Raw genomic sequence first — 25080 nt, forward strand, 5'->3', positions numbered from 1 at the left:
GCCGCGGGTGTTAGTTTTTTACCTCGTCGTAAGCCGCTAAGGCTTGGCGCCGGGATTCTTTCAGATCCACCAATGGCTGCGGATACATTGGAGTCCCAAACTCCGGAACCCAGTGCCGGATATAACGGTAATGAGGATCGAAGCGTTTGGCCTGACTATCAGGGTTGAAGATTCGGAAATATGGTGCGGCGTCATCGCCACAGCCGGCCGCCCACTGCCAATTGAACGGGTTTGATGCTGGGTCAGCATCTACCAGGGTGTCCCAAAACCAGGCCTCACCGTGGCGCCAATGGATGCCGAGGTTCTTCGTTAAAAAACTCGCTACTACCATGCGCACTCGGTTGTGCATAGTGCCGGTTTCCCATAATTCCCGCATCCCGGCATCAACCACCGCAATCCCGGTTTGCCCCGCACGCCACGCCGAAAACACTCTTCGAAAATCGTCGGTCGGAAGATCTTCGGTTGCTTCCGCACAGCGCGGATCCCGGCGCGTGGTACTTAAGCGTTGCGCTTCTATCTCATCCCAGTGCCAATCGAAATGATCGAACTGTTGCCGCACGTTGCGCCGGTGCAGCTCCGGCAAATGATAGAGACGGTGCCATGCAAAATCGCGCCACAATAATTCATTCAGGAATGCGGAAGCATCCTCACCAGCAATGCGCCCAGTATCACTCGCTTCGGTGACCAGGGCCCACAGGCGGTGGATGCTAATCTCGCCGAAGCGTAAATACGGTGATAGCCGGGAAGTTGCCTGCTTATCTAAACGGTCACGATCAGCAGCATAGTGTGGCGCTTGTTTCCGCGCAGCCGCAGCTAATTGGTCCAGAAACTCTTCGGCGATCTTCCAGGCCGCGTTTTCTCCAGGCAGCCAATGCTGTGCAAGTGTGTGCGTCCAATCGGGCTCGTTCCAGTCAGGCAGTGGGGACGAGGCAGGAAAATCTGTGCCCGGTCCTGCGAGCCCAATTGGACTGAGTTCATCATGGCCTGTCGGCGAGGGGGCTTGATCATTGACATTGTTGAGGTAGCTGGCAACATTAACTTCTGCAATAGTGCGGGCGGTTTTCGCAAACGGAGTGTAGACCTTGTACTGCTTTCCCTGCTGCGTCAGTACTTCCCAAGGCTCGGTTAATAAATGCCCGGCAAAGCTTCGCGCCGTAACCCCGCGCTCATGCAGCATCTGTTTAATTTCTGCATCTAGCTCGCGCAAGGGCTCGTGATAGCGTCGCGACCACCCCACCGCGGATACCCCAAATTCCTCAACAATTGCGGGAATGATCTCCCGCGGATCGCCTGAGTGATATAGCAGCGGGACCCCGTGAGCAGCGAGGCTGTTCTTAAGCTGGTGTACGCTTCGTTGCCACCACCACCGTGCCGCTGCGCCTAGCTCCCGGGTACGGGTTGTTTCTGGATCTTCCTCGATGACAACGGCAATCACAGGGCCTTGCTGTGCAATCCAGTCGAGCGCGGAGTTATCGCGCAGCCGTAAATCGTCACGAAACCACATCAATGCTGGTTGCGGGGTGCTCATTGTATTTGGCATCTGTATATCACTCGTTTTTACGTTTTCCGCAGTAATGCTGGCTACAACCATGGTGGCTGCGAGCTGCCGCGCCTAGCTCAATGGCCCGTGCTAACGTGGCACGACGAGTGCGTCACTGCCGCCGGTGCCCAAAACGGGTAAACGGGGGCCAGGGGGAAAGGCGCATAAGCTTATCTTAAGCCACCCCGAAACTAAAAAATGCCAGACTTATAGTTGCGCACTGAGGTCGTGTGCTGCCTGCTGCACAATCTCGGCATAGCACGCTGCCGGGCTGGGTTGCATGCGCTCGGTGGACCCGGAAACGGAAAGCACTGCGACCAGAGAATCAGTGGCATCAAATACCGGCGCCGAGATACTGGCCAGGCCTGGTTCACGTTCACCGATGGATTCCGACCAACCGCGTTCGGCGGCCTCGGTGACGTCGGCAAGCGAATAGGAGGCGGTGGCAAGGATTCGGTCGCGCTCATCAGGGGTGACGTCGGCAAGCAAAACCCGGGCGGCTGAACCTGAGTTCAAAGTTAGCGTCGAACCTACCGGCACCATGTTGTGCAGGCCAGAAGTTGGTTCGCAGGCGGCGATGCAGATGCGCTCGTCGCCGCGGCGCTGGTAAAGCTGCACGGATTCGCCGGTTGCATCCATCAGATTTTCCATAAATGGGGTAGCTGTGGCCACCAGTTTGTCCTGGGATCCGGGAAGTTCTGGGCCCGCACCCCAGCGGCCGTCAGCCCGGCGCGCCAAAATCTGGTGCATCTCCAACGCGCTGGCCAGGCGGTGTGCAGTGGCGCGGGGAATACCGGTGTCGGTGCACAGCTCGGAGAGGTTCATTGGGGTATTCGCGGTGGCTTTCATGATCGCGACCGCGCGATCGAGCACTTTGATTCCCGAGATTTCGCTATAGCGTCCCATACCATGATACTATCTTCCTAACATGTGGGATAACAAGTGAGGTGGAAACCATGACAGAAAAACTCACTCTTGCCGAAAAAGTATGGCGTGATCACGTCGTCGTCGAAGGAGAAGGCGACAAACCAGACCTGATCTACATCGACTTTCAGCTGCTGCACGAAGTCACCAGCCCGCAGGCTTTCGACGGGCTGCGGATGAATGGTCGTGCGATGCGGCACCCGGAGCTGCACCTGGCCACCGAAGATCACAACGTGCCAACGCAAGGTATTACCAAAGGTAACCTGTTGGAGATCAAAGAGGAAACCTCCCGTACCCAGGTGGGCACGCTGCGCAAAAACTGCGAAGAATTCGGCATTCGCCTGCATTCCATGGGGGATAAGCAGCAGGGCATTGTCCACACCGTCGGCCCGCAGTTGGGTATTACCCAGCCGGGCATGACCATCGTGTGTGGTGACTCGCATACTTCCACCCATGGTGCCTTCGGTTCGATTGCGATGGGTATTGGTACCTCTGAGGTAGAACATGTCATGGCCACGCAGACGCTGTCGCTGAAGCCATTCAAAACCATGGCCATCGAAGTCAGTGGTGAGCTGCAGCCGGGCGTGACGGCTAAGGATCTGATTTTGGCGATTATCGCGAAGATCGGCACCGGTGGCGGTCAAGGCCACATTATTGAATATCGCGGTGAGGCCATCGAAAAACTGTCGATGGAAGCACGCATGACCATCTGTAATATGTCCATTGAAGCCGGTGCGCGCGCCGGAATGGTCGCGCCCGATGAAAAGACCTTTGACTACGTGCGCGGCCGCGAATTCGCCCCAGAAAACTTCGACGAGGCAGTGGAATACTGGAAGACCTTGCCGACGGATGAGGGAGCCGAGTTCGATACCGTCGTGGAAATCGACGGCTCTGCGCTGCGTCCATTCGTCACCTGGGGAACCAACCCTGGGCAAGGCCTGCCACTGGATTCTGTGGTTCCGGACCCAGAAGACTGCACCGATGATAGCGACCGCGCAGCCACGGAAAAAGCCCTGGCCTACATGGATTTGCAACCGGGCACCCCGCTGCGTGATATCAAGATCGACACCGTTTTCTTGGGCTCGTGCACCAATGCGCGTATTGAGGATCTGCGCGCTGCCGCTGAGGTAGTCCGCGGCCACAAACTGGCTGCGGATACCCGCATGATGGTGGTGCCGTCCTCGGCGTGGGTAAAACAGCAGGCCGAAGACGAAGGTCTGGATAAGATCTTTACCGACTTTGGAGCGGAATGGCGCACCGCAGGTTGTTCGATGTGTTTGGGCATGAACCCTGATCAACTGCGTCCAGGCGAGCGCTCGGCGTCGACGTCAAACCGTAACTTCGAAGGCCGACAAGGCCCTGGCGGGCGCACCCACTTGGTTTCGCCAGCCGTAGCCGCTGCCACCGCGATCAAGGGCACCTTGGCTAGCCCGGCGGATTTGTAGAGCAGCGAGGATAAAGAGGAGCACAACCCATGGAAAAGTTCACCACACACACCGGCGTTGGTGTGCCGATGCAATACTCCAACGTTGATACTGACCAGATCATCCCGGCGGTGTACCTCAAGCGCGTTTCGCGGACGGGGTTTGAGGATGGCCTGTTTGCCAACTGGCGCAAAAACGATGACTTCGTGCTCAACCGCGAAGAATTCCGCAACGGTTCCGTGCTGTTCGTCGGCCCGGATTTCGGCACCGGTTCCTCTCGTGAACACGCAGTGTGGGCACTGGGAGATTACGGTTTCCGTGCGGTGTTTTCGCCGCGATTCGCCGATATTTTCCGCGGTAATGCCGGTAAGGCCGGGCTGTTGGCAGGAATTATGGAACAATCCGATATCGAGCTGATTTGGAAGCAGCTGGAAGCAGAACCCGGCACCGAGGCGACGGTGGACCTGGAATCGCGTTCGGTGGATGTCGGCGGAAATGTCTATCCGTTTGAGATCGATGATTACACCGCGTGGCGTCTGCGCGAAGGCCTGGACGATATTGGGCTGACGCTACAGAACGACGACGCGATCAGTGATTTTGAATCACGCCGTCCACGCTTCAAGCCACAGGTGCGCTAGCTAGCGCACTGGCAGTGGTGATGCCAGATAGTCGGCACCGACGAGCTTGCCTTCACGCAGCGCAAGCACCCAGGTGCCGGCTTTTTTAAATTCCCGCGGTGCGATGTCAAAGTCGGCCTCAGCCGCTAAAGTCTCGATGATCTCTGGCATCATCCCGCCCTGCGAGACAATCACCGGAACCCCGCCGCCGGAAGCAATCTCGCGAAAACGCGCGGTCGCCGCCGGAAGATCATCTAATCCGGCATCCCCCACAATCCGTTCGGTGGTCACCGGCAGACTCAGCGCATCGGAGAGCGGAGCAATGGTGGTTTGGCAGCGTGCCGGTTCTGCGGAATACAGCGCGGTCGGCTTGTATGCGCGCAGCATCGGTACCAGCAGTTCCGCCTGGCGTCGTCCCTTCTTGTGCAGCGGGCGCAGATTGTCATCGCCGCTCCAGGTTTTGCGGTCATGCGCTTTGGCGTGACGCACATACAGCACGCGCGTGTCGACGGCGTCGTCATGCCGGATGGCTGCCTGTTCCAAGACCCGCCGGTCGGTGTCGTAGGTCAACTTGTCGCATGCCTGAGTGACGCTAAGCCAGCGGAGTTTATTGACCTCATCGTTTTTCCGGAACTTCCCGCCGGTGACCTCCGCGTTCCAGTAAAACACCACCTTGGTGCGGCCTTGCACCGGGTAGTTGACTGATCCCAGCAGCGAGCCGAGCTGTACCTGGTAGCCGGTTTCCTCGGCGATTTCGCGCACGCAGCAGCTGGCCAGTGATTCGCCTGGATCAACCTTGCCTTTGGCCAGTGACCAGTCGTCGTAACGCGGGCGGTGAATGACCGCGACCTCTGCAGCGCCGTTGTCCCCGCGGCGCCATAACACGGCACCGGCAGCCAGCGTCGGCTTCGGGTAGTCAGCGCCGGGGTTTTTGGCGATCTGGTGGTAGCGGGCGGAGAGACTAAATCCGCTTTGATTATCTTTATCGGCTTCGCTCATCTGGGATTTTTTCACCATGGTGACTATCTTTCCGAAAACTACTGCATTTTGCATAACCGGGGCGCGCCTAACCGGTAGGCTGGTGGGGATGTATTTCGAGGAGGCGCAATGAGGGTCGCGGTTATGGGAGCTGGTTCGTGGGGGACCACGCTGGCAAAAGTTTTCGCCGATGCCGGAAATAACGTCTGCTTGTGGGCGCGGCGGCAAGAACTCGCGGAAACCATCAGCAACACCCGGGAAAACCCGGATTATTTGCCGGGCATTACGCTTCCCGACGCACTGGAAGTCACCACGGATATCGCGGCCGCACTGGACGGTGCGGAAATTGTGGTTTGTGGCGTGCCTTCGCAAACTTTGCGCGATAATGTCAGCGCCTGGGCGCCGCTGATTCCCAGCGATGCCACGGTGCTGTCGATTTCGAAGGGCATTGAGCGCGGCACGTTAAATCGCATGACGGAAGTCATTGTGGAAGCCGGAATTGAAGAAGACCGCGTCGCTGTTTTATCGGGGCCGAACCTGGCGCGCGAGGTCGCTTTGGAACAACCCGCGGCTACCGTGATTGCGTGCGTGGATGAAAACCGCGCGAAGCTGGTGCAGGCCGCGGTGGCGAATCACTATATCCGCCCGTATACCAATACCGACGTCATCGGCTGTGAGCTCGGCGGCGCGTGCAAAAACGTCATCGCGTTGGCCTGCGGCATGGCCACCGGGCTCAAGCTGGGCGAAAACACCCAGGCCACGCTGATCACCCGCGGGCTGGCAGAAATTACCCGCCTGGGCAATGCGCTGGGTGCCGACGAGCGCACCTTCGCGGGCCTGGCTGGTTTGGGCGATCTGGTGGCGACGTGCAATTCGGAGCTGTCCCGCAACCGCACCTTCGGTAAGCGTTTGGGGCTGGGTGATAGCTTGGCGCAGGCGAAAGCCGCAACGAAAGGTCAGGTGGCTGAGGGCGTGATTTCGTCGAATTCGATTTTCCAGCTCGCACAGGACCACAACGTCGATATGCCGCTGACCCAGGCGGTGTATTCGGTGTGCCATAAGGATCTGGCAGTATCCGACATGATGGTCTCGTTGATGGGGCGGTCGAAAAAGTCCGAGTAGCCCGGGATAAGCCGCTGAAACGCGATGTGCCGGTGGTAGCATGACGCGCATGACAAACAAGACGCGCGTGGCAGTATTTTATGGTGGTCGTAGCACCGAGCATTCGGTTTCTTGCGTATCCGCTTCGGCGATCATGGCTCACCTGGGCCGGGACCGCTATGAGGTTATTCCTGTCGGCATCACCAAAGATGGTGTGCTTACCGTCGGTGAGCAGGGCCTAGAAATTGTCGATGGCCAGATGCCGGAGGTTGCTCTGCGCGATGAGCTCACGTTGTCACTGAATCCGCAGCGTAGGGTGCTGCACAATCTCACCACCGGTGAAGTGCATGCGGAGTTTGACGTGGTTTTTCCTGTCCTGCATGGCCCGTTCGGTGAGGATGGCACCATTCAGGGCATGCTGGAATTAGCCGATATTCCGTATGTGGGCACCGGTGTGTTGTCTTCGGCGGCGAGCATGGATAAGGAGTACACGAAAAAACTGCTGGTTGCTGAGCAGCTGCCGGTCACCCCGGAGGCAGTCGTGGGTGCAGGCGAAGAGCTTGCCGACGACGACAAGCAGCGTTTGGGCCTGCCGGTGTTTGTGAAACCGGCCCGCGGCGGCTCCTCGATTGGGGTGTCCAAGGTCACCGATTGGCAGGATTTCCCAGCGGCTCTGGATGCCGCGCGCGATGCGGATGTGGCGGGCAAAGCGATCGTAGAAACTGAGATCGTCGGCGATGAGGTCGAGGTTGGTGTTCTGCAGTACCCAGACGGTCGCATCGTGGCTTCGGTACCGGCGAAGCTGAATAATACTCACGCCAGTGAGGAAGGCTTCTACGGTTTTGAAACGAAGTATCTTGCCGACGTTGTCACCCCGACCATTCCGGCCCCGTATGACGATGAGGTTACCGGCCAGCTGCAGGACATGGCGCAGGCCGCATTCCGGGCACTTGATTGCCAGGGACTGGCACGGGTGGATTTCTTCGTTACCGCATCCGGCCCGGTGATCAACGAGATCAACACCATGCCCGGTTTTACGCCGATTTCGATGTACCCGCAGGTATTCCAGGCCAGCGGTGTTGCCTACCCGGAGTTGCTGGATACCATGATCCAGACCGCCCTCGCGCGCTAGCCGGCGTTCGGGTCCGCTGCGGTATGTTTTTTGAGCAGCTCAGTAATGCGCGCGAGCGATTCCTGTGCAGCAGCCTGTGGCGTCGATACCGCCACCGCTACCTCTCGGCCCAGTGGGTACCAGGTGGAAGCGGTGGTGCCGTCGGCAAGCACGGTGTCTTCAAACCACGGCACCTCGTTGATTTGCTGCAGACGCTCACCGAGGGGAACGTCGGGGTCCGCGATGCCGCAGCGCAGCACGACCGGCTCGTATCCCGGGTGCGTCCAAGCGATGGTGTCGTCGGCGGTGTCCTCGTAGAGTTCGTAGCCATCGGCCGGGGTGAAACCGTTCCGGGCGGCGGCAAGCAGCGGCTGGCAGGTAGCCAGGTCCTCCGGCGTGCCGGATGCAAGTTCCGATAGCGGTGCGGGGTGCGGTTGGTGTTCGCGGAGTTCTAAGGCCTCGGTGGCAGCCGTCAATTGTGCGATGGCTTTGTGCGCCTCGCGGGTGGTTGCCGCCGCGCTATTTTGCGCTGAAGTATCTTCACTAGCATCTCCACCAGCACCATCTTGTGCACCGCCGTCACCTGAATTGCCATGAGCTGCGGGCTCGACGCTGGCGCGATCGACGGTGACCGCCACCGTCGGGAAGCGGTTGGTGGTATACCACGTGGTTAATGTTGATCCCGGCGTCTGATCCTGGACTTCGAGCCACTCGGTTGCTGTCTCGTCACCGCTAGAGCTGTCAGCGGATGCGGCACCATCAGCGTCGACGACCTGTGTGTGCGAGTATTCGCTGTATTGGAACGGAATATCCACGCCGCAGCGCAGGCTTACCTGGTCGCGGTAGTTCCCGCCAGCACCGGAGCTGCCCTCTGACCATGCGGCGACACCGGCCGGGGCGGGTTCGGCTATTTCTGCACGTGGGAGGTCAGTGACTTCGTCGGGAAGCGTGTCGATAAGCTGGAGGCATTCCTCCGAATTAGCGTGTTCGGCAGGCAGATCCGACAGCGTCACCGTGGGGGCACCGCCACCAATGATGCGCGCACCCACCAACACCACCGCAACCAGGCCCAATGACAGGCCCAGCGAGATGTAAATGGGCGCGCGCCCGATGCCTTCCACTGGGTCGTGCGCTGCCAGATCGCTGCCTGGAGCGGCGTGGCGTTCCGGGGTAGAGGCTGGATTGCTAGCGCCGCCTGCGTTTTCTGCACTTTCTGCACGGTTGGTGGGATCTGCAGTCATAATCGAAAGTCTAACGAACCGCACCGAACGAAAGGCCATGAGTGAGCGATAAGCCAGCCCTACCAACCCACCTCACCCTCGGCGAGGTCAGTGAGCGCGAGGTCATCCAGGCTATTACCGATGCTGCGCCGTCAGTGATTAACGGTGATGATGCCGCGGTGCTGTTTCCCGGCCAACCCAATTCGCGCACGGTGGTAGCCACGGACACGTTGGTAGAAGGCCGACATTTCCGCCTCGATTGGTCTAGCCCCGAAGAGGTAGGGCAGAAAGCCATCCTGCAAAACTTTGCCGATATTGAGGCCATGGGTGCGCGCCCGACTGCAGCGTTGTTGTCGCTGTCCGCTCCGCCGGAGACCCCGCTGGAGGTCGTGCGCGGTATTGCCGCAGGCATTGGCACCCGCGCCCGCCGGTACACCGCTGAGTTGGTGGGTGGGGATGTCACGAAGGCGAACCAACTCATAGTCACGATTACCGCCGTCGGTTCGCTGGGAGGTTCCCGTGGTCCGCTGACTCTGGACCGGGCGCGCGCCGGGCAGCAGCTGGTGGCACACGGTCGCCTGGGCTGGTCGGCCGCCGGGCTGGCGCTGCTGGAGCGTTATGGCCGGGCAGGTATTCCCCGGGAGCTCACCTCGCTTGTCGACGCCCACTGCGCGCCGTGGCTAAGCCCCAATCGTGGGATGATCGCCCGCGCTGCCGGGGCGTCGGCGATGACGGATAACTCGGATGGTTTGCTCCGCGAACTGCACTTGTTGGCGCAGCGTTCCGGGGTCGGCATCGATCTGGATTCTGCCGCGCTTGCCCCGGATGATCTGCTTGTTCACGCAGGCGAGGTGCTCGACGTTGACCCGTGGGATTGGGTCCTCGGCGGGGGAGAAGACCACACCTTGCTTGCGACCACCGCGAAGCCCGCGCCGTCTGGCTTCCGGCGCATCGGGGAGATCACCGCCGGCACCAAATCCGCGCAGCATAGCGTGTGCATGGATGCCACACCAATCCAACACAGCGCAGCCAACCAAGGATGGGAGTCTTTCCAGTGACTGATCCAATTTCAGATTCGGTGACAGATCCTGATACCGCAAGCAACCACCTAGCACAAAAACTTTCCGCCTGGCCGGGCCTGCTCACACGCGTCGACAAGTCGTGGTACCCGGTGCTTGCCACCGTTGCCGACGAGATCAGCGCCGCCATGAGCTACGCCAGCCAAGGCGACTACCTCCCAGCAGAAGACGACGTCTTCCGCGCTCTGTCCCTACCCCTGAAGAAGGTCCGCGTGCTCATCGTCGGCCAAGATCCATACCCAACACCCGGCCACGCCATGGGGCTGTCGTTTTCCACCCACCCGGCAGCCACCGGAGCCCCGCCGCGCTCACTGGCGAATATCTACCAAGAACTCGCCGCCGATACCGGTCACGCCGTCACCGCCGATGGTGATCTGCGCCCCTGGCACGAACAAGGCGTCCTGCTGCTCAACCGGGTGCTCACCGTCGCGCCGGGCCAAGCCGGTTCACACCGCAAGCATGGTTGGGAAGCTGTTACTGAAGCCATCCTGCGTGCCCTACCGGCAGAAAACTTGGTGGCCATTCTGTGGGGCAAACAAGCTCAGGAATGCGAGAAATTCCTCGACTGCCCAGTGATTACCAGCCCACATCCGTCACCGCTTTCGGCACGCCGCGGCTTTTTCGGCTCCCGTCCGTTTAGCCGCGCCAACCAGTACCTGGCAGACCAAGGCTGCCAGCCAATTGATTGGCAATTATAAGATTGTAAGCTAGAACATCATGTCTTTGCGCCCAGATACTCTTGCCGACGCCACCGCACCTGCCACCCGCCTCGACGGGGCAGGCTTGCGTCGTTGGGCGCAGCGCGCGGCTACAGAGCTGCAGCGTCGGCGCAGCGAAATCAACGGGCTGAATGTGTACCCGGTACCGGATTCCGATACCGGCTCGAATATGTCGTTCACCATGGATTCGGCTCTGGCCCAAGCCAGCGAAGCCCCAGATAAACAGGTTGCTACTGCACTAGCCATGGGCGCTGCGCGCGGAGCACGCGGCAATTCCGGGGTGATCCTGTCGCAGGTACTACGCGGCATTGCCGATTCTTGCCCGGATAGCTGCCTGCAAGCCCCGCAGTTGCGCTCCGCACTGCACAGCGCGGTGGAATTATCAGAAAAAGCCATCGCCTCCCCAGTAGAAGGCACCATCATCAGCGTGTTGCGCGCTTGCGCACAGGCCGCGGATCCCACGGCAGAGACCGAAGCTACAGAGACAGACCTACTCACCACCGCCTGCGACGCACTGCACGCAGGGGAACAAGCACTCGCCGCCACTCCGTCGCAGCTGCCAGAACTCCGCGCAGCCGGCGTCGTCGATGCCGGGGGAGTCGGCCTACTAGTGCTGCTGCAAACGCTGGTGGACGAACTCGAAGGCCGCACAGAACCACACGCCAGTGCGCTGGCCACCGATACCTTCGTCTCGCACGCCGACCAGAATCGCAGCCACCACCTGGAAGTGATGTTCTTTTTCACCGGCGACGTCGACCAGCTCGAAGCTGGCATCGCACCACTGGGCGATAGCCTCATCATCGCCCGTGTTAACGACACCGAGGCCACCGTGCACATTCACAGTCACCGCGCCGGAGCAGTGATTGAAGAAAGCCTGGAACATGGCCGCCCGAGCGATATTCGCCTGGAAGTGCTGCCAGATGCTCAGGCCGATGCCCTGTCGGTAGCATCAGCAGATACCTTGTCGGCGGCATCAGCAGGCGACGACGGCGCTCACCGAGAAGACGGAACCGGGTCCACAGGTAATGCCATCGATAATGCCGATGACGACAATGACAATGCCACTGACGATGACAATGACGATGGCACGGCTGCTCGCACCAAACCTCACAAACCTCACACTAAACCTCGCACTCAACGCCGCACTGAGCACCGACAGTTAGTGGCCTTGGTGGACGATTCCAAAATCGCGGAACTATTCGCGCAAGCCGGTGCGCACGTGGCAGCGCCGCAGGAATTCGTAGAACAATACCGTGGTGTACTGGGCTCTGCTAAGACAACTGCCACCAATACCTCGCACACGGGCGCAGCTACCGCAACCGCGCCCGTAAACCTGTCGGAATTGACTGTGCTCAGCAACGGCTACACCAACGCCCAGCAGCATCAACGCTGGCGTTCCCAGGGCGCCGAGGTCATCGAGACCGCCTCACTGTGCGCGGGCATTGCCGCGATTTCGGTGTACGACAAAACCCTGCCCGCAGCCGAAGCCACCGAAACCATGTGTGAGGCCGCGAATGCCATGCGTACAGCAATAATCGAAAACCCAACCGAGTTCGGTGATCAGCTCGGCCCCGAAGTACTACGCGTGGCATCCAACCTGGTCGGTGACGACATCGAACAAATCACCGTACTCACCCCGTTTCCGGCCGCTATTGACGCCGAGGCACTGGCCAAGCTGGGCGTAGAAGTCATCGTATTTGCAACGGAAACAGGGCCAATTGAACTAGGGGTGGAATGACGTGTTGGGCTGGTGTGATGACCGGGACCTTGCCGACGTCGTCGGCGAGAAAGAAGCCAAGGCAATTGCCAAGGCCCTGGAGATCAACACGTGCGGCGAGTTAATCACGTATTTCCCCCGCGCTTTCTCGCGCCGGGATGACATCATCACGGATGAGGATCTTAATTCTGCCGACCCGATTACTTTTATCTCGACGGTGGTGAGCTGGGAGAAGATTGATACGGGTAAAAAACGCACCGAGATTACTCTCAGCAACGGTGTGACCTTGGTGTTTTTCCACCACCAGGTTTTTGGGGTGTGGAAAGGTGCGACGGTCATGGTCACCGGTAAGGTGCGGGTTTTTCAGAAGCATCTGACTGTTACGCACCCGCAATGCTTGGTGTTTAGTAGTTCTTCCACCGGCCCTGATGCTAAGCCGAAGAAAACTTTCAGCAGTGGGGCGATGAAAAAGCTGGAGCGCTATGAGGGGCTGACTACCTATCTTGCGGCCCAGCCTTTCATTCCGATTTACCGGCAAAAAGGTGGGCTGGAATCTGCGCGGATTTTAGGCGCGATTTATGAATCTTTGCGCACGATGCCGCTGTTGCCAGATCCTGCCAATGGCGGTATGACGCTGAATGAGGCGTTGTGGGATCTGCATTTTCCACCTTTTCTTGGCAATGGCCCGGCTGTGGAAACATTGAAGGACAAAGAAGCGCTCACCCTCGCGTTGGTGATGGCGCTGCGCCGGTTGGATGCGCAAAAAGCTAGTGCCAACCCCTTGCCGCCGGGGGACAAATATCGCCAGCTTGTCGACGGTTTGCCCTACCAGCTCACCGAAGACCAGGAATCGGCGTTATCTGAGATCAGCGGGGAAATGCAGCGTAATTTCCCGATGTCGCGAATGCTGCAGGGCGAGGTCGGCTCCGGCAAAACGGTGGTCGCCCTCGCGGCGATGTTGCAGGCGGCGGATAATGATAAGCAGGCCGCGTTATTGGCCCCTACGGAGGTCTTGGCGACGCAGCACGCCCGCAGCATCACCGCTACTTTGCGTGCGGCCGGGGTAGAGGCAAACGTCGTGTTGTTGACTGGTTCCATGCCGGTGAAAGCCAAGCGTGAGGCGTTGCTGCAGATTGTTTCTGGTCAGGCGGATATTGTCATCGGCACGCATGCTTTGTTGGAAGATACGGTGGAGTTTTGCGAGCTCAGTTTGGTTATCGTCGACGAGCAGCACCGATTTGGTGTGGAGCAACGCGATAAGCTGCGCGCGAAGACCTACCCGGTGGCACACCTGTTGGTGATGACGGCAACGCCAATTCCGCGCACGATCGCGATGACGGTGTTTGGAGATCTGGCGGAATCGACGATCAAGCAGCTCCCGCGCGGGCGTCAGCCGATTAGTTCCTCGGTGGTGCAGCATGAGCAGCAGGGGTGGACTGATCGCATGTGGCACCGGCTGGAAGAAGAACTCTCGGCCGGGCGCCAGGCGTATGTGGTCACCCCACGCATTGATGGTGCGGGTGGAGTGATTGAGGTCGCCCTGAAGCTGGGTGCGGAGATCCCGCCGGTGGCTATGCCGAATTCCGCCCCGGAAGATCTGGCAGAGGCAGACCCGTTCGCCCGTTATGGCGAGGATGAGCGCCCACTACCACAGGATGGGTTGTTTGCTGCTTTTGACCCGCCAAAGCGTGAGGTGCTGGATGACGTCCCCACGGAGATTGCAGGCGCGCGCATTGGTGTGTTGTTCGGCCGGATGAATGGGCCGGATAAAGAGGATGTGATGCAGAAGTTCGCTGCTGGTGAGATCAACGTGTTGATTTCCACCACCGTCATTGAGGTGGGGGTGGATGTGCCGAATGCCACGATGATGATCGTGCGCGAATCGGAGCGTTTTGGTCTTTCGCAGTTGCACCAATTGCGTGGCCGTATTGGCCGTGGCACTCAGCCTTCGGTGTGTTTGTTCCACACTTTGGCTCCGGAGGGCCACCCGGCGAATGCCCGCTTGCAGCAGGTGGCGGGTACTAATGATGGTTTCGCTGTTGCCCAGATTGATCTTGCGCACCGCAGGGAAGGCAACGTTTTGGGCACTGAACAGTCTGGGGTGCATTCGCAGTTGAAGTTGTTGGATGTGCAGAATGATTCCGCGCTGATTGAGCAAGCGAAGGTGCAAGCCGCAAGCATCATCGAACACGATGTGGCGATGGCGCGCGCGATGGTTGCAGGCATTGACGATGATGGCTATGAGTATTTGTCTAAGACCTAGCTAGGCTAGCGCGGTTTGCTAGGTTTTCGCCGGTTACACTGGTGGGCATGACTCGGATTATTGCAGGCAGTGCCCGTGGCAGAAAGATTGCGGTGCCCGCAGAAGGCACTCGCCCGACTAGTGACCGCGCCCGGGAGGGGCTGTTTTCTGCGCTGAATGCGCGTTTGGAGTTTCCCGGCGCGCGGGTGCTGGACTTGTTTGCTGGTTCCGGCGCGCTGGGCTTGGAGGCTGCCAGCAGGGGAGCAGATCGGGTGGTGCTTGTCGACGCCAGCCAGGATGCCTGCGAAATTATTCGTGGCAACGCTGCCGTGTTATCTGATGTAGACGCCCAGATTGATGTGGTTGCCGCACCCGCGCTGGATTATGTTGCGCGCACTGGTGAGCGCTTTGATCTGGTGTTAGCAGACCCGCCCTATGCGGTAGGTAACGACGAGCTGGCAGAGCTGTTGGATCAGCTACCACGAGTGCTGAAGCCGGATGCCATGGTGGTGATCGAGCGGGAAGTGCGCTCAGCGGAAGCTCCGTGGCCAGAAGGCTTTGTTCCGACCACACAGAAATTGAAACGCCGTACCTACGGCAAAGCGCGGATGGATATGGCCAATTACCGTGGAACTGAGAACGACGGCTGATAACTATAAGCCTGCTACTAACACCCCGAAATTGAAGGCACAGACTGAAGTTTTCGTGGTCTTGGCTTTCCGAATACCCAGCAATGCGAGGAGAAGCAATGAGCGATAACACCCAGCAGAATAAACGCACCACCGCAGTGTGTCCGGGATCGTTTGATCCGGTGACCATGGGGCACGTGGATATCATCACCCGTGCTGCGCGGTCTTTTGATCACGTCACGGTGCTGGTGACAGCTAACCCGAATAAGAAGGGGTTATTTAGCGTCGAAGAGCGCATGGAGTTGATCCGGCGTTCTGTCGATTGCGATAACGTCTGCGTCGATGCCTGGAGCGATCTATTGGTGAAATATACCGATGAGCACAACATTGATTGTTTGGTCAAAGGCCTGCGTAGTTCGTTGGATTATGAATATGAGTTGCCGATGGCGCAGATGAACAAGCGGCTCTCTGGCATTGATACTTATTTCTTGCTCACCGATGAAAAATACGGCTACACCTCTTCGTCGTTGGTCAAAGAGGTGGTCCGCTTTGGCGGCGATGTTTCGGACCTGTTGCCGGAGCCAGTTTCCAAAGCCATCGCCGAAAAATTTGGTTAAACCTGTGCCTTCTTTTTCGCTTGTGTGCGGTCGGCGATAACGAAGGCGGCGACGATCGCTGCGCCAAGCAGCATCATCAGGATGAGCGTGAGGAAGTTCGCATCACCGTCGCCTTGCCAGGGCCAAATCGCGCGCAGTGAGCCGACCATCAGGCCAGCCATGGCCACTAGGGTCAGGGTGCGGTGTTGGTCCAGCAAGTAGTTGATGACCTTCACGAAGGCCACCAGTCCGGTCAATGCGCCAACGGCGAAGACAGCTAGCACGGTGAGGTCGCGGTCGGAGACCGAGCCGATGACGAAGTTGTACAGGCCCAGGGTCAGCAGGATCAGTGAGCCGGATACACCCGGCAGTACTAGGGCGCAGACCGCAATAGCTGCGGCGAAGAAGACCGCGATCAGTGACGGGTCCCGGTTGGGTTCGGAGGTAAACCCGGTAACGAATGCGACGAGCCCGGCGGCGATCAGGAACGTGATGATGGCCGGGCCTTTCTTTTTGCTCAGGTCCTCGTCAATCATCATCAGCGGCACGATGATGGAGACCGCCACCATGCCGAAGAATAGGGCGCGGGCAACATCTGGGGTGCCTTCCACGAAGGAGCTCAGGATGCCGGATAGGCCGAATACGGCGGCGAACATGCCGACGCCGATGGTGAGCAGGAAGATCCATTCGACTTCGCGGAATTTTGCTTTCAGCAGCAGGTTGGCGTTGTGGAGGGCGCGCTCATAGATGCCCACGATCAACGCGACGGTTCCGCCGGATACGCCGGGAACCAGTTCTGCGGAACCGATCAGCGCACCACGCAGAATGTTGAGGAGATGAGTAACCATGGGCGCTATTATATGCATCGCGTGGCGCCAGTAATGGCCAGACTGGGAAGGTGGAAGTATTTGCCGACGTCAACGCCAATGACGAAGTCATAGGCCATGGGTGTGTGCCTGCTAGCGATGAATGAGAAGTTGGACTATTTAGGCTTCATCGCTGGGGTTGGTCGGACATACTTGGCACTGGCATCCACATTACTGTGAGACCTCATACCACCTGGGCTGGGTCAGGTTCCTATTAGCAGTTTGAATATGTCACTGTCTTCGACGACATCACCCCCTGGATCATTGTCAGACAGGGGCAGGAATAAGCCATACCGAAGCCAGCGACTAGTTCCATTGCCAAAAGGCAGAAGGAACCCAGATAAACATAACCTGCCCCAGCATGGGGCTAGGATTACGAATCCTGGGCTCCTCCGAGCGGAACTGCTAACAACGTAATGGGATTAGGCTGGGATCTGGCGCGGGTCAGGAGGCGCAGCAGGAGAGTTTGGAGACGTCGGTGGTGAAGGACTGTGCGGCGATTTTGATCCCTTCGGCCATGGTCAGGTATGGGGACCAGAGGTTCGCGACCTGGTCAACGGTCATGCCGGCCTCGAGGATGTAGACTCCGGCGGCGGCCAGGTCACCGGCCTCCTTGCCGACGGCGGTGATCCCCACAATCCGTCCGGTGTCGGCGTCGGCGACGATTTTGATGAAGCCGCGGGTGTCCCGGTTCACCAGTGCCCGGGGAACGTATTCCAGGGGCAGGACCCGGCATTCACACCGGATGCCCGCCTCGTTGGCTTCCTTGTCGGTCATGCCGACCGCGGCCAGTGTCGGGCTGGTGAACGTCACGCGGGGCAGGTGCCGGTAGTCGACCTCGCGCCCGGCGTTGTTGAAGGCGTTCTCCACCATCAGGGTTCCGTGGGCGGACGCGACGTAGACGAATTCTCGGTGCCCGGTCACATCCCCTGCGGCCCAGATCCTGGGGTTGGAGCTGGCGAGTGTGCTCTCGACCAGGATCTGGCCGGTGTCGCCGGTCTTGACGCCGACGGCGTCCAGGTTCAGTCCGTCGGTGACGGCGCGTCGGCCGGTGGCTACCAGCAGCTTTGCGGCGCGGAATTCCTCCTGGCCCCCGGCGACCGTGGCGGTGACAAGGACCTCTGCACCGGCGGGATCTGTGCGGACCGAAGTTACGGCTGCGCGGCGGACCACGCGGATGCCCTCGTCGGCGAAGACGCCCATCAGCGCACGGGAGGCTTCCGGTTCCTCGTGCGAGGCAAGCCTGGAGCGGACCAGCAAGGTCACTTTGGATCCGAGGCGGGCAAAAAGCTGCGCCTGCTCCAGGGCCACGTACCCGCCGCCGAAGACGATCAGGGACTCGGGCACCTCGTTCAGTTCCATGGCGGTGGTCGAGGTCAGGTAGTTGACTTCATCCAGTCCCGGCACCGGGGGTGCCCACGGGGTCGAACCGGTCGCGACCAGATAATGGGCGGCGGTCAGGGAGTCGCGGGTGCCGTCAGGTCCGGTGATTTCCAGGACCGGTTCCTCCGGGGTGCCGGCGAACACCGCGGTGCCCTGGCGCAGGTCCCATCCGTAGTCGGCGGCCAGATCCACGTATTTATCCGAGCGCATTCCCTCGACCAGGGAGCGTTTCCCGTCTATCAGTACACCCATGTCCACCGGGGCGGCGGAAGTGCTGATCCCGGGGAACCTTCCGGTCGCATCCACAGCGACATGCCGGGCTTCGGCGGCGGCCAGCAGGGCTTTGGAGGGAACGCACCCGGTGTTCACACAGGTCCCGCCCACCGTGGAGCGTTCGATCATCACGACCCGATTGCCCAGCTTGGTGGCCCGGATGGCGGCGGCGAAGGCGCCGCCTCCGGAACCGATCACGGCTAAATCAAAATCTGGTGCTGCCTCAGGCATTAGTCCTCCATGGAGTCTCGAATGAACACCCCGGGGGCGTTCCTTTTTGCATGCTGTCCCCAGTCTGCACCTTCCCCTGCACGGGAAGGTCAAGAACGGGAGCGAAGAGATCGGTGTTGCTACGGAAGTGTTGTGTCAAGAAACGCCTTCAGGGCATCGGCCTTCATGGGCCGGGAATCGGCCCGGCCCAGGATGTCACCGTCAGGTGCGATGACGACGGTACTGTCTAGGGATGTGACCGCGTACTTTTGGGTGAGTTCCCCGGTCCGGTCGACAACGAAGGGGTATCCGGGTGTGCCGGCCAGTTCGCGGAACTGGTCCACTTGGGTTTTTGTGTTCTCCGGCGTCACGTCCACGGCGACGAAGTCTGCCTTATCGGCATATTCCTGTTCCAGTTCCTTCATCGCTTCTGCCTGCGGAACGCAGGTATAGCACCAGCTCGCCATGAAATACAGCACTGTCGGGCGGGTGGAAGGGACGGTGAGGGCCTTGCCGTCCACAGATGTGATCTCGATCCTGTCCACGTTGTTTGCGCCCGCTGGCCCGGCGGCGGGAGCGGTTTCGCTCCCGCGGTTCAACGCAGTGAGGGCCAGGACCAGGATGAGGGCCGCGGCCGCTACGACGGCAGTAATGGTGAAGATCCGCCGGTGGTTTCTGGTCGTTGTCATGGGTTTCCTTTCTGGTTGGTGCGCCCTGGCGCCGTGTCGGGAAGAAGATGTTCCGGGCCGCAGCACGCTTCGGTGCTGTCGCTGCTCTCAGCCCCGTCCGTGATTGCGCTGTTGTCCTGTGCCTTGCTTTTACTGCGGCGCCGCAGGGCCAGGGCCGCGGCGGCGAGGACGGCGGCCACCGCGGTGAGGGTGATGGTGGGCCAGTTGCCCGAGATGAAACCGGACAGGGCCGCGCTGGCTTCGGTGACCGTCCCGCCCATGATCTCCCCGGCCTGCCCGCCGGACAGGGCCGGAACCCAGTAGAGCAACAGGTAGATCCCTGCGAGGATAAGCGCGGCTCCGCCGAGACGATTAACAAACGGCAGGATCCTTCGGACGTGGCGTGCCAGGGCGTCCCGCGCTACCGCTGCACCGAGGGACAGAAGGACCAGCACCACCGAGGAGCCCAGGGCGTAGGCGGCGAAGACCGCCAGCAGCCCGGCCAGGCTCCCGGTGGACACAGCCTGGGCGACAACAGCCAGCAGCACGGCCAGGCTGCAAGAGAGCGCAGCCACCGCATAGGCCACCCCGTAGCCAAAGACCGCCCTGAGGCCCGAACTGGTCCCGTCCGTCTTCAGAATCCGGGGCAGGTTCAACCTCGCCCCGGGCAGCTGCCATCCGAACACCATGCCAAGGCCGGCAACCACAATAACCGCTCCGATCAGCGCCGCCGCCCAGGGAAGCGCCGACGCCACCGACCGCAGGCCTACAGCGGCGAGCAGGCCGGCCGTAACAAAGACAGTGGCGAAACCGGCACTGAGGGCAACCCCGGCCTGAAGACCTGCAAGCAACGGCCGCTTCCGTCCCGCACCGGGGCCTGAACCAATGAAGTACGCCAGATAGGTTGGCAGCATCGCAAACCCGCATGGATTCACCGTGGCAAGCATTCCGGTCAGAAAGGACAGACCCAAAACACCCGTCATCCCTGTGACCCCGCATCCTCAGAAGCACCGGCCCGGGACTGCCCGGACCGCTCCTGCTCCGACGATGAATGAGGTGTTGGAGTAGAACCCGCGGACAGGCTGGCCCCCGGGCGGGAACGGGCGCAACAATCCGTCCCCGGGCTGCCCTGACGCTGTGCCCGCAGGAGCAGGGCCCCCGCGGCAAGGGCTGCGGCGGCAATGAACCAGAGGTTGCCGGCCATTGCGCCGGCCGCGGCGAAAACACCGGCTGCAGCCGTCAGAACGGGTACCCCGCAGCACACGAGCGCCACCATCACAACACCAAGGGAGGACAGCAGAGTGCCTGCCGCAAGCACCAGGCCAGAGCGCTCCCGGCCCTTCACTTTTATTGACATGATCATCCCTTCATATGTCCGGCTCGTGTCCGGGGCCCCGACAGGGGACCCCAACACGAAACTGGACGGCCAGTAGTACGTCACACCCCATCATCGACCTTCCACTAAGGGGGAAGGTCAAGCTGGCGACGGGACCTGTTGGTTTGCGGGTGCCGATGCGGAACGTTCCAGTACGATGGAAGGGTCATATGCGATTTTTTGGAACGAGATGAGGACCCGAAATGCGAATCGGTGAAGTTGCTGATGCTGCCGGTATAACAACCAAGACGATCAGGTTCTATGAGGACCGGGGCCTGCTCCCGCCGGCTGAGCGCTCGGCCAACGGCTATCGTGACTACGCCCACGACACCCTCAGCCGCCTCGAATTCATTCGCCGCAGCCAAATCGCCGGGCTGACCCTGGCGCAGATCCAGGGCATTCTGCGGATCCGCGATAGCGGTTTGACGCCCTGCACCCACGTACGGGATGTCCTGGGGAAACAGTTGCAGGACCTGGACCGGAAAATCGCGGAGCTCACCGCGCTCCGGGTGACCGTGGCCGAACAATATGCAACCGCCGAGGTGGCCGACCCTCAGCGCTGCGATGCTGAACAAATCTGCAGTTACATCTGAGCCCGCCGCAGGCTAAGGGGCTTCACTGAGCCGGCTCCCGCCGCGGCCAGTGCCGTCCGCAGTTACGCAGCACCCGGCTCCACGGCACGGAAGACCTCCGTGCCCGCGGCGTCCAGGATTACAGCGGTGCTTACCTGGTTTATCCGGTAGGCGGTGATGAGCCGCGTATCGGTATCAGAGGCAAAGGCCAGGGATGACGCCCCATTTCCGGCCAGGAATTCCCTGATTTCATCGGCCGTCTCGTAGGACGCGATGTCCACCGCGACACAGTTCACGGCAGCAGGAGAGCTTCGCTGGACCTTGGCAAGCACCCGGGCTCCCGGCTCGAAGGTCAAGCCCTATGGTGATGCCGTGGCCCGGCGAGTGAGCGAGGTCAGGCCGGTAGGCGGCGGCTTTCGGTGGGAATGATCTGGGGTAGGAACCGGACGTAGAGGATCATGCCGATGAGTTCGACAAGCGTCTGGGTGACCACGAACAGCGCGGCCAGGGTCAGGGGTTCAGGCAAGGCCAGGGCCAGTGGGAGCACGACCAGCGAATTGCGGGTCGCGCCGCTGAAAACCGCGGCACGCGTGGCGGCGACATCGAGGCGTGCCGCGTTGGCCGCCAGCATCCGCCAGCGGCACCATCACCAGCAGGAAGGCGGCGTAGAGCGGAACCACCGCCAGCAGCGAGCCGAGTTCCCGGCCGACGCCGGTGATCTGTGAACCGACGACCACCGCCAGGGTCGCCATCATCAGGGGAACCATCAGGGCCTGCATGATGGCCATGATGATCCTGCCCTGCGTGCCAGCGCCTGCGTGAGCGCTGCCGCGGCCAGGGGAATGAGGATCAGGACGACCAGGGCCTCGACGAAGGGTTCCGGGTCGATCACCGACGCCACATCGGGGCCGACAAAAAACAGCAGATAGAGGGGCAACAACAGCATCTGCAGCAACATCAAGACCGGTGCGGCGGCCAGCAGCCGGTCGCTGGCCCCTCCTGCCAGCCGGGTGAACACAATGACGTAGTCGATGCAGGGGGTCAAAAGCACCAGCAGGACCCCGAGGAGCAGTGCCTGGTCCCCGGCTATGAAACGCGTCAGGCCAAAGACCACCAGCGGAACAATGACGAAGTTCAGCACCAGCACGGTTCCCATGAACCGCAGATCCTTGGCGGCCTTGCCGATCGATGCAAAAGGAATGCCCAGGAACGTCGCGAAGAGCAGCAGCCCCAGGACGGGGTTGATCGAATGTTCCAGGGCTCTGGCCGAACCGGGCGCCAGAAATCCGACCACACCACCGATCAGGAGGGCCACGAGGTACAGGCCGATCTGATGGTGATCCATTCGTGCAATGGCTTTCCGGGTATTCACCCTGTCCATGCTAGGCGAGGCGATCCTCCACCAATGAATCGGGATCGGGCTCCCGCCCGGACCCTGGAAGGGATCTTTGGGAGTGCTGAAAAACGATCATTTGACGACACCCCGAACCTGTCGGCGACACGCCGCGAAATTCATGTCGAAAACCCGTGCCGGAAATCAACGTCGTCAAACCCTGCCGCACCAGTACTATCGACACATGTTGATCGGATATGCGCGAGTCTCCACCCCGGACCAAAACCCTAACCACCAAACGGACGCCCTGGCCCGCGCCGGCGTCGACCCGGCAAACATCTACCTCGACCATGCCAGCGGAGCCAAGGCCAGCAGGCCCGAGCTCGACAAGGCCCTCGCCTCGGCCAACCGGGCCGGCAACCAGCTCGTCATCACCCGCCTCGACAGGCTCGGACGCTCAGTGCTCCACCTCGTGACCCTCGGCGCAGCCCTCCGGGAGCGTGGTGTGGGATTGCGTGTCCTTGAGCAGGGCATCGACACCACGACAGCGGAAGGGCGGGCGATGTTCGGGATGCTCTCCGTCCTGGCCGAATTCCAACGAGAACTCATCGCCGCCAACACCCGCGACGGCCTCGCGTCCGCGCGCGCCCGAGGACGAACCGGAGGAAGACGCCCGAAGCTCACCCCCCATCAGGCCCACCACGCCCAACAGCTCTACGACGCAGGCACCCACACCGTCCAACGCATCGCCGACCTGCTACAAGTCCCTCGCTCCACGATCTACGGACACCTCAACAAGGCAAGCATCGGGCGACGACCCGCCGGAAACATCCACAACCCCGCGTAACAGCTTTAGCCAGAGCACCCGCTGCCCGAAGAGACGCCCCCAGTACTCGGCATTGGGGGCAATTCCATACCAAGATACGCAAGCCCTCGCGTAGACATTACTGAAAATACGCAGTAGACGAATCGAGGCGTTCTCCAGGCCGCTCTAAGCTTGACAGCCCCGGGGGAAATCAGGTTTTCTTCAGCAAAATATCTCTTCAAAAGAGAATTCATATAGCCCCCGAAAGCTGATGAGCTCCACTCAGTCTTCATGTCCCGCACTCCCCATTTCAATGCGCAAAAAATTTTGTCCTGCACCATTTCACTGTATTTTACAGCCTAAAAATATCTTCAAGGGTTTATTTGGCGGATTCTAGGGGTCGTTGAAACAATGATGGTTACTTTGGTTTGATACTACCGGTTTGTGCTAGGGCGCTTGTCATGACTTCGGCTGGGGTGCGCCAGTTGAGTGCTTTGCGTGGCTTGTGATTGTGAATGTTGGCGATCATCTCTAAGTCCTCGGCGCTGTAGATGGACAGGTCGCTGTTTTTGGGAAGGTTTCTCCTGAGCCTGCCGTTGGTGTTTTCATTGCTGCCTCTCTCCCACGGTGATCCTGGATGACAGAAGTAGATGGGAATGTCAGTGGCCATGGTAAAGGCTTTATGGCCAGCCATTTCACTTCCTTGGTCCCAGGTAATTGATGACCAGATAGCTTTATCGATTCCAGCAACAGCCTTGTGCAGGGCTGTGAATACTTCTTTGCTGATATGCCTTCCTGGTAGGTGGCCCAGGACAACAAATCGGCTCACCCGTTCTACTAACGTGACAACCCCTGATTGGTTATTTTTACCGAGGATAAGGTCGCCTTCCCAATGGCCTGGCAAAATACGTTCAGTAACCTCTTCTGGCCGGTCGTCGATGAGGATTATGTCGTCGACGAAGCGTTGCTGGGCAGGTGTAATGGTGCGTGTGTGGCGTTTCTTGCGTTTCTTTCTACCGGTAGGCAAGTCCAGGCCAAGGTCTTTGAGTCTTCCTTTGGACTGTAGGTAAAAGGCGTCATAAATCGTTTCGTGACTAATGCGCATGTCCTTATCAAGGGGGTAGTCGATGGGCAGGCGATTAGAAATCTCCTCAGGTGACCATTGTGCCCGCAAATGTGCGCATACATAGTCGAATAGCCTTTTGTTAGCCAGCAGTTTCGGTATTTTCGGCCGCAACCTACGCGCACAAGCCTTTAATTGGGCTGTTTCCGCACGGTACGGGCCTTCAGCACTGTGGTTTCTGCGTATTTCACGCTGAATTGACGAGGCACTTCTCCCTAAACGGCGCCCAATCTCACGCAGAGGCACATGTTCGTGGAGAAGGTCGGCGGTGATAACGCGTTCTTCGAAGCAAATGTAGCGATTACTGATGCATTTGTACGGATCTACCCCGCTCGGCAAGGCGGGAGAAACAAGCCGTCCAGATTCGATGACATCATGGCGTTGGCGCAGCGCTTTCATGAGTCTTTTATACGTGCTGGCGTCTTCGCCCACGGGTATGAACTCCCTACGCGGACCCTGGGATTTGATAAGACCTTTTTCGACATCTAAACACGTTCGACGATCAATTCCTACTGCCGCGCCAGCATGACCAACAGGTACACTCGCCAGCCGAAGGCGCAGGTATTCCACCCTCA

General features: G+C 59.9%; 23 protein-coding genes and 1 pseudogene. 12 read left to right on the forward strand and 12 right to left on the reverse strand.

From position 1 onward, the window contains the following. Nucleotides 1–10: 10 nt before the first annotated feature. Together ACP8MI_RS04715 and ACP8MI_RS04720 are read right to left on the reverse strand one after the other, a co-directional pair. On the reverse strand, nt 11–1528 hold the full coding sequence (locus tag ACP8MI_RS04715) for a cryptochrome/photolyase family protein (RefSeq protein WP_284607469.1): 1518 nt from the start codon (nt 1526–1528) through the stop codon (nt 11–13). A 219-nt stretch (nt 1529–1747) separates the two neighbouring features. Next, entirely contained in the window at nt 1748–2446 is a 699-nt protein-coding gene (locus tag ACP8MI_RS04720; RefSeq protein WP_049148156.1) for an IclR family transcriptional regulator, read from the reverse strand. A 29-nt stretch (nt 2447–2475) separates the two neighbouring features. On the opposite strand from ACP8MI_RS04720, the gene leuC reads away from it, so the two are divergent. Together leuC and leuD are read left to right on the forward strand one after the other, a co-directional pair. Beyond that, nucleotides 2476–3909, forward strand: coding sequence for a 3-isopropylmalate dehydratase large subunit (gene leuC / locus ACP8MI_RS04725; RefSeq protein ID WP_126843899.1), 1434 nt, complete (start codon nt 2476–2478; stop codon nt 3907–3909). A gap of 29 nt (nt 3910–3938) precedes the next feature. Then, entirely contained in the window at nt 3939–4526 is a 588-nt protein-coding gene (gene leuD, locus ACP8MI_RS04730) for a 3-isopropylmalate dehydratase small subunit (protein ID WP_018120076.1), read from the forward strand. On the opposite strand, the gene ACP8MI_RS04735 is transcribed toward leuD, so the two are convergent. After that, nucleotides 4527–5522, reverse strand: coding sequence for an NUDIX hydrolase (locus ACP8MI_RS04735; RefSeq protein ID WP_049148155.1), 996 nt, complete (start codon nt 5520–5522; stop codon nt 4527–4529). 90 nt (nt 5523–5612) lie between these two features. Between ACP8MI_RS04735 and ACP8MI_RS04740 the strand changes: the two genes are divergently transcribed. Together ACP8MI_RS04740 and ACP8MI_RS04745 are read left to right on the forward strand one after the other, a co-directional pair. Beyond that, complete coding sequence (locus ACP8MI_RS04740; protein ID WP_284607468.1) at nt 5613–6605, forward strand: NAD(P)H-dependent glycerol-3-phosphate dehydrogenase; 993 nt, start codon at nt 5613–5615, stop codon at nt 6603–6605. A 49-nt stretch (nt 6606–6654) separates the two neighbouring features. Continuing rightward, nucleotides 6655–7716, forward strand: coding sequence for a D-alanine--D-alanine ligase family protein (locus ACP8MI_RS04745; RefSeq protein WP_284607467.1), 1062 nt, complete (start codon nt 6655–6657; stop codon nt 7714–7716). Here the strand turns inward: ACP8MI_RS04745 and ACP8MI_RS04750 are convergent. Beyond that, entirely contained in the window at nt 7713–8936 is a 1224-nt protein-coding gene (locus ACP8MI_RS04750) for a DUF3515 family protein (RefSeq protein ID WP_284607466.1), read from the reverse strand. The two genes, ACP8MI_RS04745 and ACP8MI_RS04750, sit on opposite strands and share 4 nt — an antisense overlap. A 41-nt stretch (nt 8937–8977) precedes the next feature. Here ACP8MI_RS04750 and ACP8MI_RS04755 point away from each other — a divergent pair, with 41 nt between their 5' ends. The 6 genes from ACP8MI_RS04755 to coaD all read left to right on the forward strand — a co-directional run bounded on the left by ACP8MI_RS04755 (nt 8978) and on the right by coaD (nt 15918). Next, on the forward strand, nt 8978–9973 hold the full coding sequence (locus ACP8MI_RS04755; protein WP_490290727.1) for a thiamine-phosphate kinase: 996 nt from the start codon (nt 8978–8980) through the stop codon (nt 9971–9973). Then, nucleotides 9970–10692 carry a uracil-DNA glycosylase gene (locus ACP8MI_RS04760; RefSeq protein ID WP_431605079.1) on the forward strand — a complete coding sequence of 241 codons (723 nt, stop codon included), beginning with the start codon at nt 9970–9972 and terminating at the stop codon, nt 10690–10692. The genes ACP8MI_RS04755 and ACP8MI_RS04760 overlap by 4 nt, the downstream gene beginning before the upstream one ends. 19 nt (nt 10693–10711) lie before the next feature. Further along, nucleotides 10712–12451, forward strand: a complete 1740-nt coding sequence (locus ACP8MI_RS04765; protein ID WP_284607464.1) for a DAK2 domain-containing protein — start codon at nt 10712–10714, stop codon at nt 12449–12451. A 1-nt stretch (nt 12452) separates the two neighbouring features. Beyond that, nucleotides 12453–14693: an ATP-dependent DNA helicase RecG gene (locus ACP8MI_RS04770; protein WP_239211648.1), complete on the forward strand. Its 2241-nt coding sequence runs from the start codon at nt 12453–12455 to the stop codon at nt 14691–14693. A 47-nt stretch (nt 14694–14740) separates the two neighbouring features. Beyond that, on the forward strand, nt 14741–15322 hold the full coding sequence (gene rsmD / locus ACP8MI_RS04775; RefSeq protein ID WP_239211650.1) for a 16S rRNA (guanine(966)-N(2))-methyltransferase RsmD: 582 nt from the start codon (nt 14741–14743) through the stop codon (nt 15320–15322). Between the two features lie 98 nt (nt 15323–15420). Beyond that, complete coding sequence (gene coaD / locus ACP8MI_RS04780) at nt 15421–15918, forward strand: pantetheine-phosphate adenylyltransferase (RefSeq protein WP_239211651.1); 498 nt, start codon at nt 15421–15423, stop codon at nt 15916–15918. On the opposite strand, the gene ACP8MI_RS04785 is transcribed toward coaD, so the two are convergent. The 5 genes from ACP8MI_RS04785 to ACP8MI_RS04805 all read right to left on the reverse strand — a co-directional run bounded on the left by ACP8MI_RS04785 (nt 15915) and on the right by ACP8MI_RS04805 (nt 20654). Continuing rightward, nucleotides 15915–16745, reverse strand: coding sequence for a DUF368 domain-containing protein (locus tag ACP8MI_RS04785; protein WP_239211652.1), 831 nt, complete (start codon nt 16743–16745; stop codon nt 15915–15917). The two genes, coaD and ACP8MI_RS04785, sit on opposite strands and share 4 nt — an antisense overlap. A gap of 462 nt (nt 16746–17207) precedes the next feature. Further along, entirely contained in the window at nt 17208–18650 is a 1443-nt protein-coding gene (merA, locus tag ACP8MI_RS04790; RefSeq protein WP_272697699.1) for a mercury(II) reductase, read from the reverse strand. 119 nt (nt 18651–18769) lie between these two features. Beyond that, nucleotides 18770–19318, reverse strand: coding sequence for a TlpA family protein disulfide reductase (locus ACP8MI_RS04795; RefSeq protein WP_070528166.1), 549 nt, complete (start codon nt 19316–19318; stop codon nt 18770–18772). After that, nucleotides 19315–20280 (reverse strand): cytochrome c biogenesis CcdA family protein, encoded by a 966-nt coding sequence (locus ACP8MI_RS04800; RefSeq protein WP_284607463.1) that lies wholly within the window; start codon nt 20278–20280, stop codon nt 19315–19317. The genes ACP8MI_RS04795 and ACP8MI_RS04800 overlap by 4 nt, the downstream gene beginning before the upstream one ends. Beyond that, a complete protein-coding gene (locus ACP8MI_RS04805) occupies nt 20277–20654 on the reverse strand; it encodes a hypothetical protein (RefSeq protein WP_284607462.1) in 378 nt (125 codons plus the stop codon). The genes ACP8MI_RS04800 and ACP8MI_RS04805 overlap by 4 nt, the downstream gene beginning before the upstream one ends. 227 nt (nt 20655–20881) lie before the next feature. On the opposite strand from ACP8MI_RS04805, the gene ACP8MI_RS04810 reads away from it, so the two are divergent. After that, entirely contained in the window at nt 20882–21265 is a 384-nt protein-coding gene (locus ACP8MI_RS04810; protein ID WP_370505896.1) for a heavy metal-responsive transcriptional regulator, read from the forward strand. Nucleotides 21266–21327: 62 nt separating this feature from the next. Here ACP8MI_RS04810 and ACP8MI_RS04815 read toward each other — a convergent pair whose 3' ends face one another. Together ACP8MI_RS04815 and ACP8MI_RS04820 are read right to left on the reverse strand one after the other, a co-directional pair. After that, nucleotides 21328–21576, reverse strand: coding sequence for an alkyl hydroperoxide reductase (locus ACP8MI_RS04815; protein WP_284585812.1), 249 nt, complete (start codon nt 21574–21576; stop codon nt 21328–21330). 62 nt (nt 21577–21638) lie between these two features. Beyond that, nucleotides 21639–22589: pseudogene (locus tag ACP8MI_RS04820) on the reverse strand (arsenic resistance protein). 109 nt (nt 22590–22698) lie between these two features. Between ACP8MI_RS04820 and ACP8MI_RS04825 the strand changes: the two are divergent. Next, on the forward strand, nt 22699–23424 hold the full coding sequence (locus ACP8MI_RS04825; RefSeq protein WP_284607458.1) for a recombinase family protein: 726 nt from the start codon (nt 22699–22701) through the stop codon (nt 23422–23424). Nucleotides 23425–23800: 376 nt separating this feature from the next. Here the strand turns inward: ACP8MI_RS04825 and ACP8MI_RS04830 are convergent, their stop codons facing one another. Then, the gene (locus ACP8MI_RS04830; RefSeq protein WP_284607456.1) at nt 23801–24937 is read right to left on the reverse strand and encodes an IS30 family transposase; all 1137 of its coding nucleotides are present in this window, start codon (nt 24935–24937) and stop codon (nt 23801–23803) included. Nucleotides 24938–25080: the final 143 nt, after the last annotated feature.

It is taken from the genome of Corynebacterium sp. LaCa_70 (assembly GCF_058182015.1).

Coding starts and splice junctions, on each gene's coding strand:
- ACP8MI_RS04715 (WP_284607469.1), bottom strand. CDS start 1,528: ATGAGCACCCCGCAACCAGCATTGATGTGGTTTCGTGACGATTTACGG.
- ACP8MI_RS04720 (WP_049148156.1), bottom strand. CDS start 2,446: ATGGGACGCTATAGCGAAATCTCGGGAATCAAAGTGCTCGATCGCGCG.
- leuD (WP_018120076.1), top strand. CDS start 3,939: ATGGAAAAGTTCACCACACACACCGGCGTTGGTGTGCCGATGCAATAC.
- ACP8MI_RS04735 (WP_049148155.1), bottom strand. CDS start 5,522: ATGGTGAAAAAATCCCAGATGAGCGAAGCCGATAAAGATAATCAAAGC.
- ACP8MI_RS04740 (WP_284607468.1), top strand. CDS start 5,613: ATGAGGGTCGCGGTTATGGGAGCTGGTTCGTGGGGGACCACGCTGGCA.
- ACP8MI_RS04745 (WP_284607467.1), top strand. CDS start 6,655: ATGACAAACAAGACGCGCGTGGCAGTATTTTATGGTGGTCGTAGCACC.
- ACP8MI_RS04750 (WP_284607466.1), bottom strand. CDS start 8,936: ATGACTGCAGATCCCACCAACCGTGCAGAAAGTGCAGAAAACGCAGGC.
- ACP8MI_RS04765 (WP_284607464.1), top strand. CDS start 10,712: ATGTCTTTGCGCCCAGATACTCTTGCCGACGCCACCGCACCTGCCACC.
- rsmD (WP_239211650.1), top strand. CDS start 14,741: ATGACTCGGATTATTGCAGGCAGTGCCCGTGGCAGAAAGATTGCGGTG.
- coaD (WP_239211651.1), top strand. CDS start 15,421: ATGAGCGATAACACCCAGCAGAATAAACGCACCACCGCAGTGTGTCCG.
- ACP8MI_RS04785 (WP_239211652.1), bottom strand. CDS start 16,745: ATGGTTACTCATCTCCTCAACATTCTGCGTGGTGCGCTGATCGGTTCC.
- merA (WP_272697699.1), bottom strand. CDS start 18,650: ATGCCTGAGGCAGCACCAGATTTTGATTTAGCCGTGATCGGTTCCGGA.
- ACP8MI_RS04795 (WP_070528166.1), bottom strand. CDS start 19,318: ATGACAACGACCAGAAACCACCGGCGGATCTTCACCATTACTGCCGTC.
- ACP8MI_RS04800 (WP_284607463.1), bottom strand. CDS start 20,280: ATGACGGGTGTTTTGGGTCTGTCCTTTCTGACCGGAATGCTTGCCACG.
- ACP8MI_RS04805 (WP_284607462.1), bottom strand. CDS start 20,654: ATGTCAATAAAAGTGAAGGGCCGGGAGCGCTCTGGCCTGGTGCTTGCG.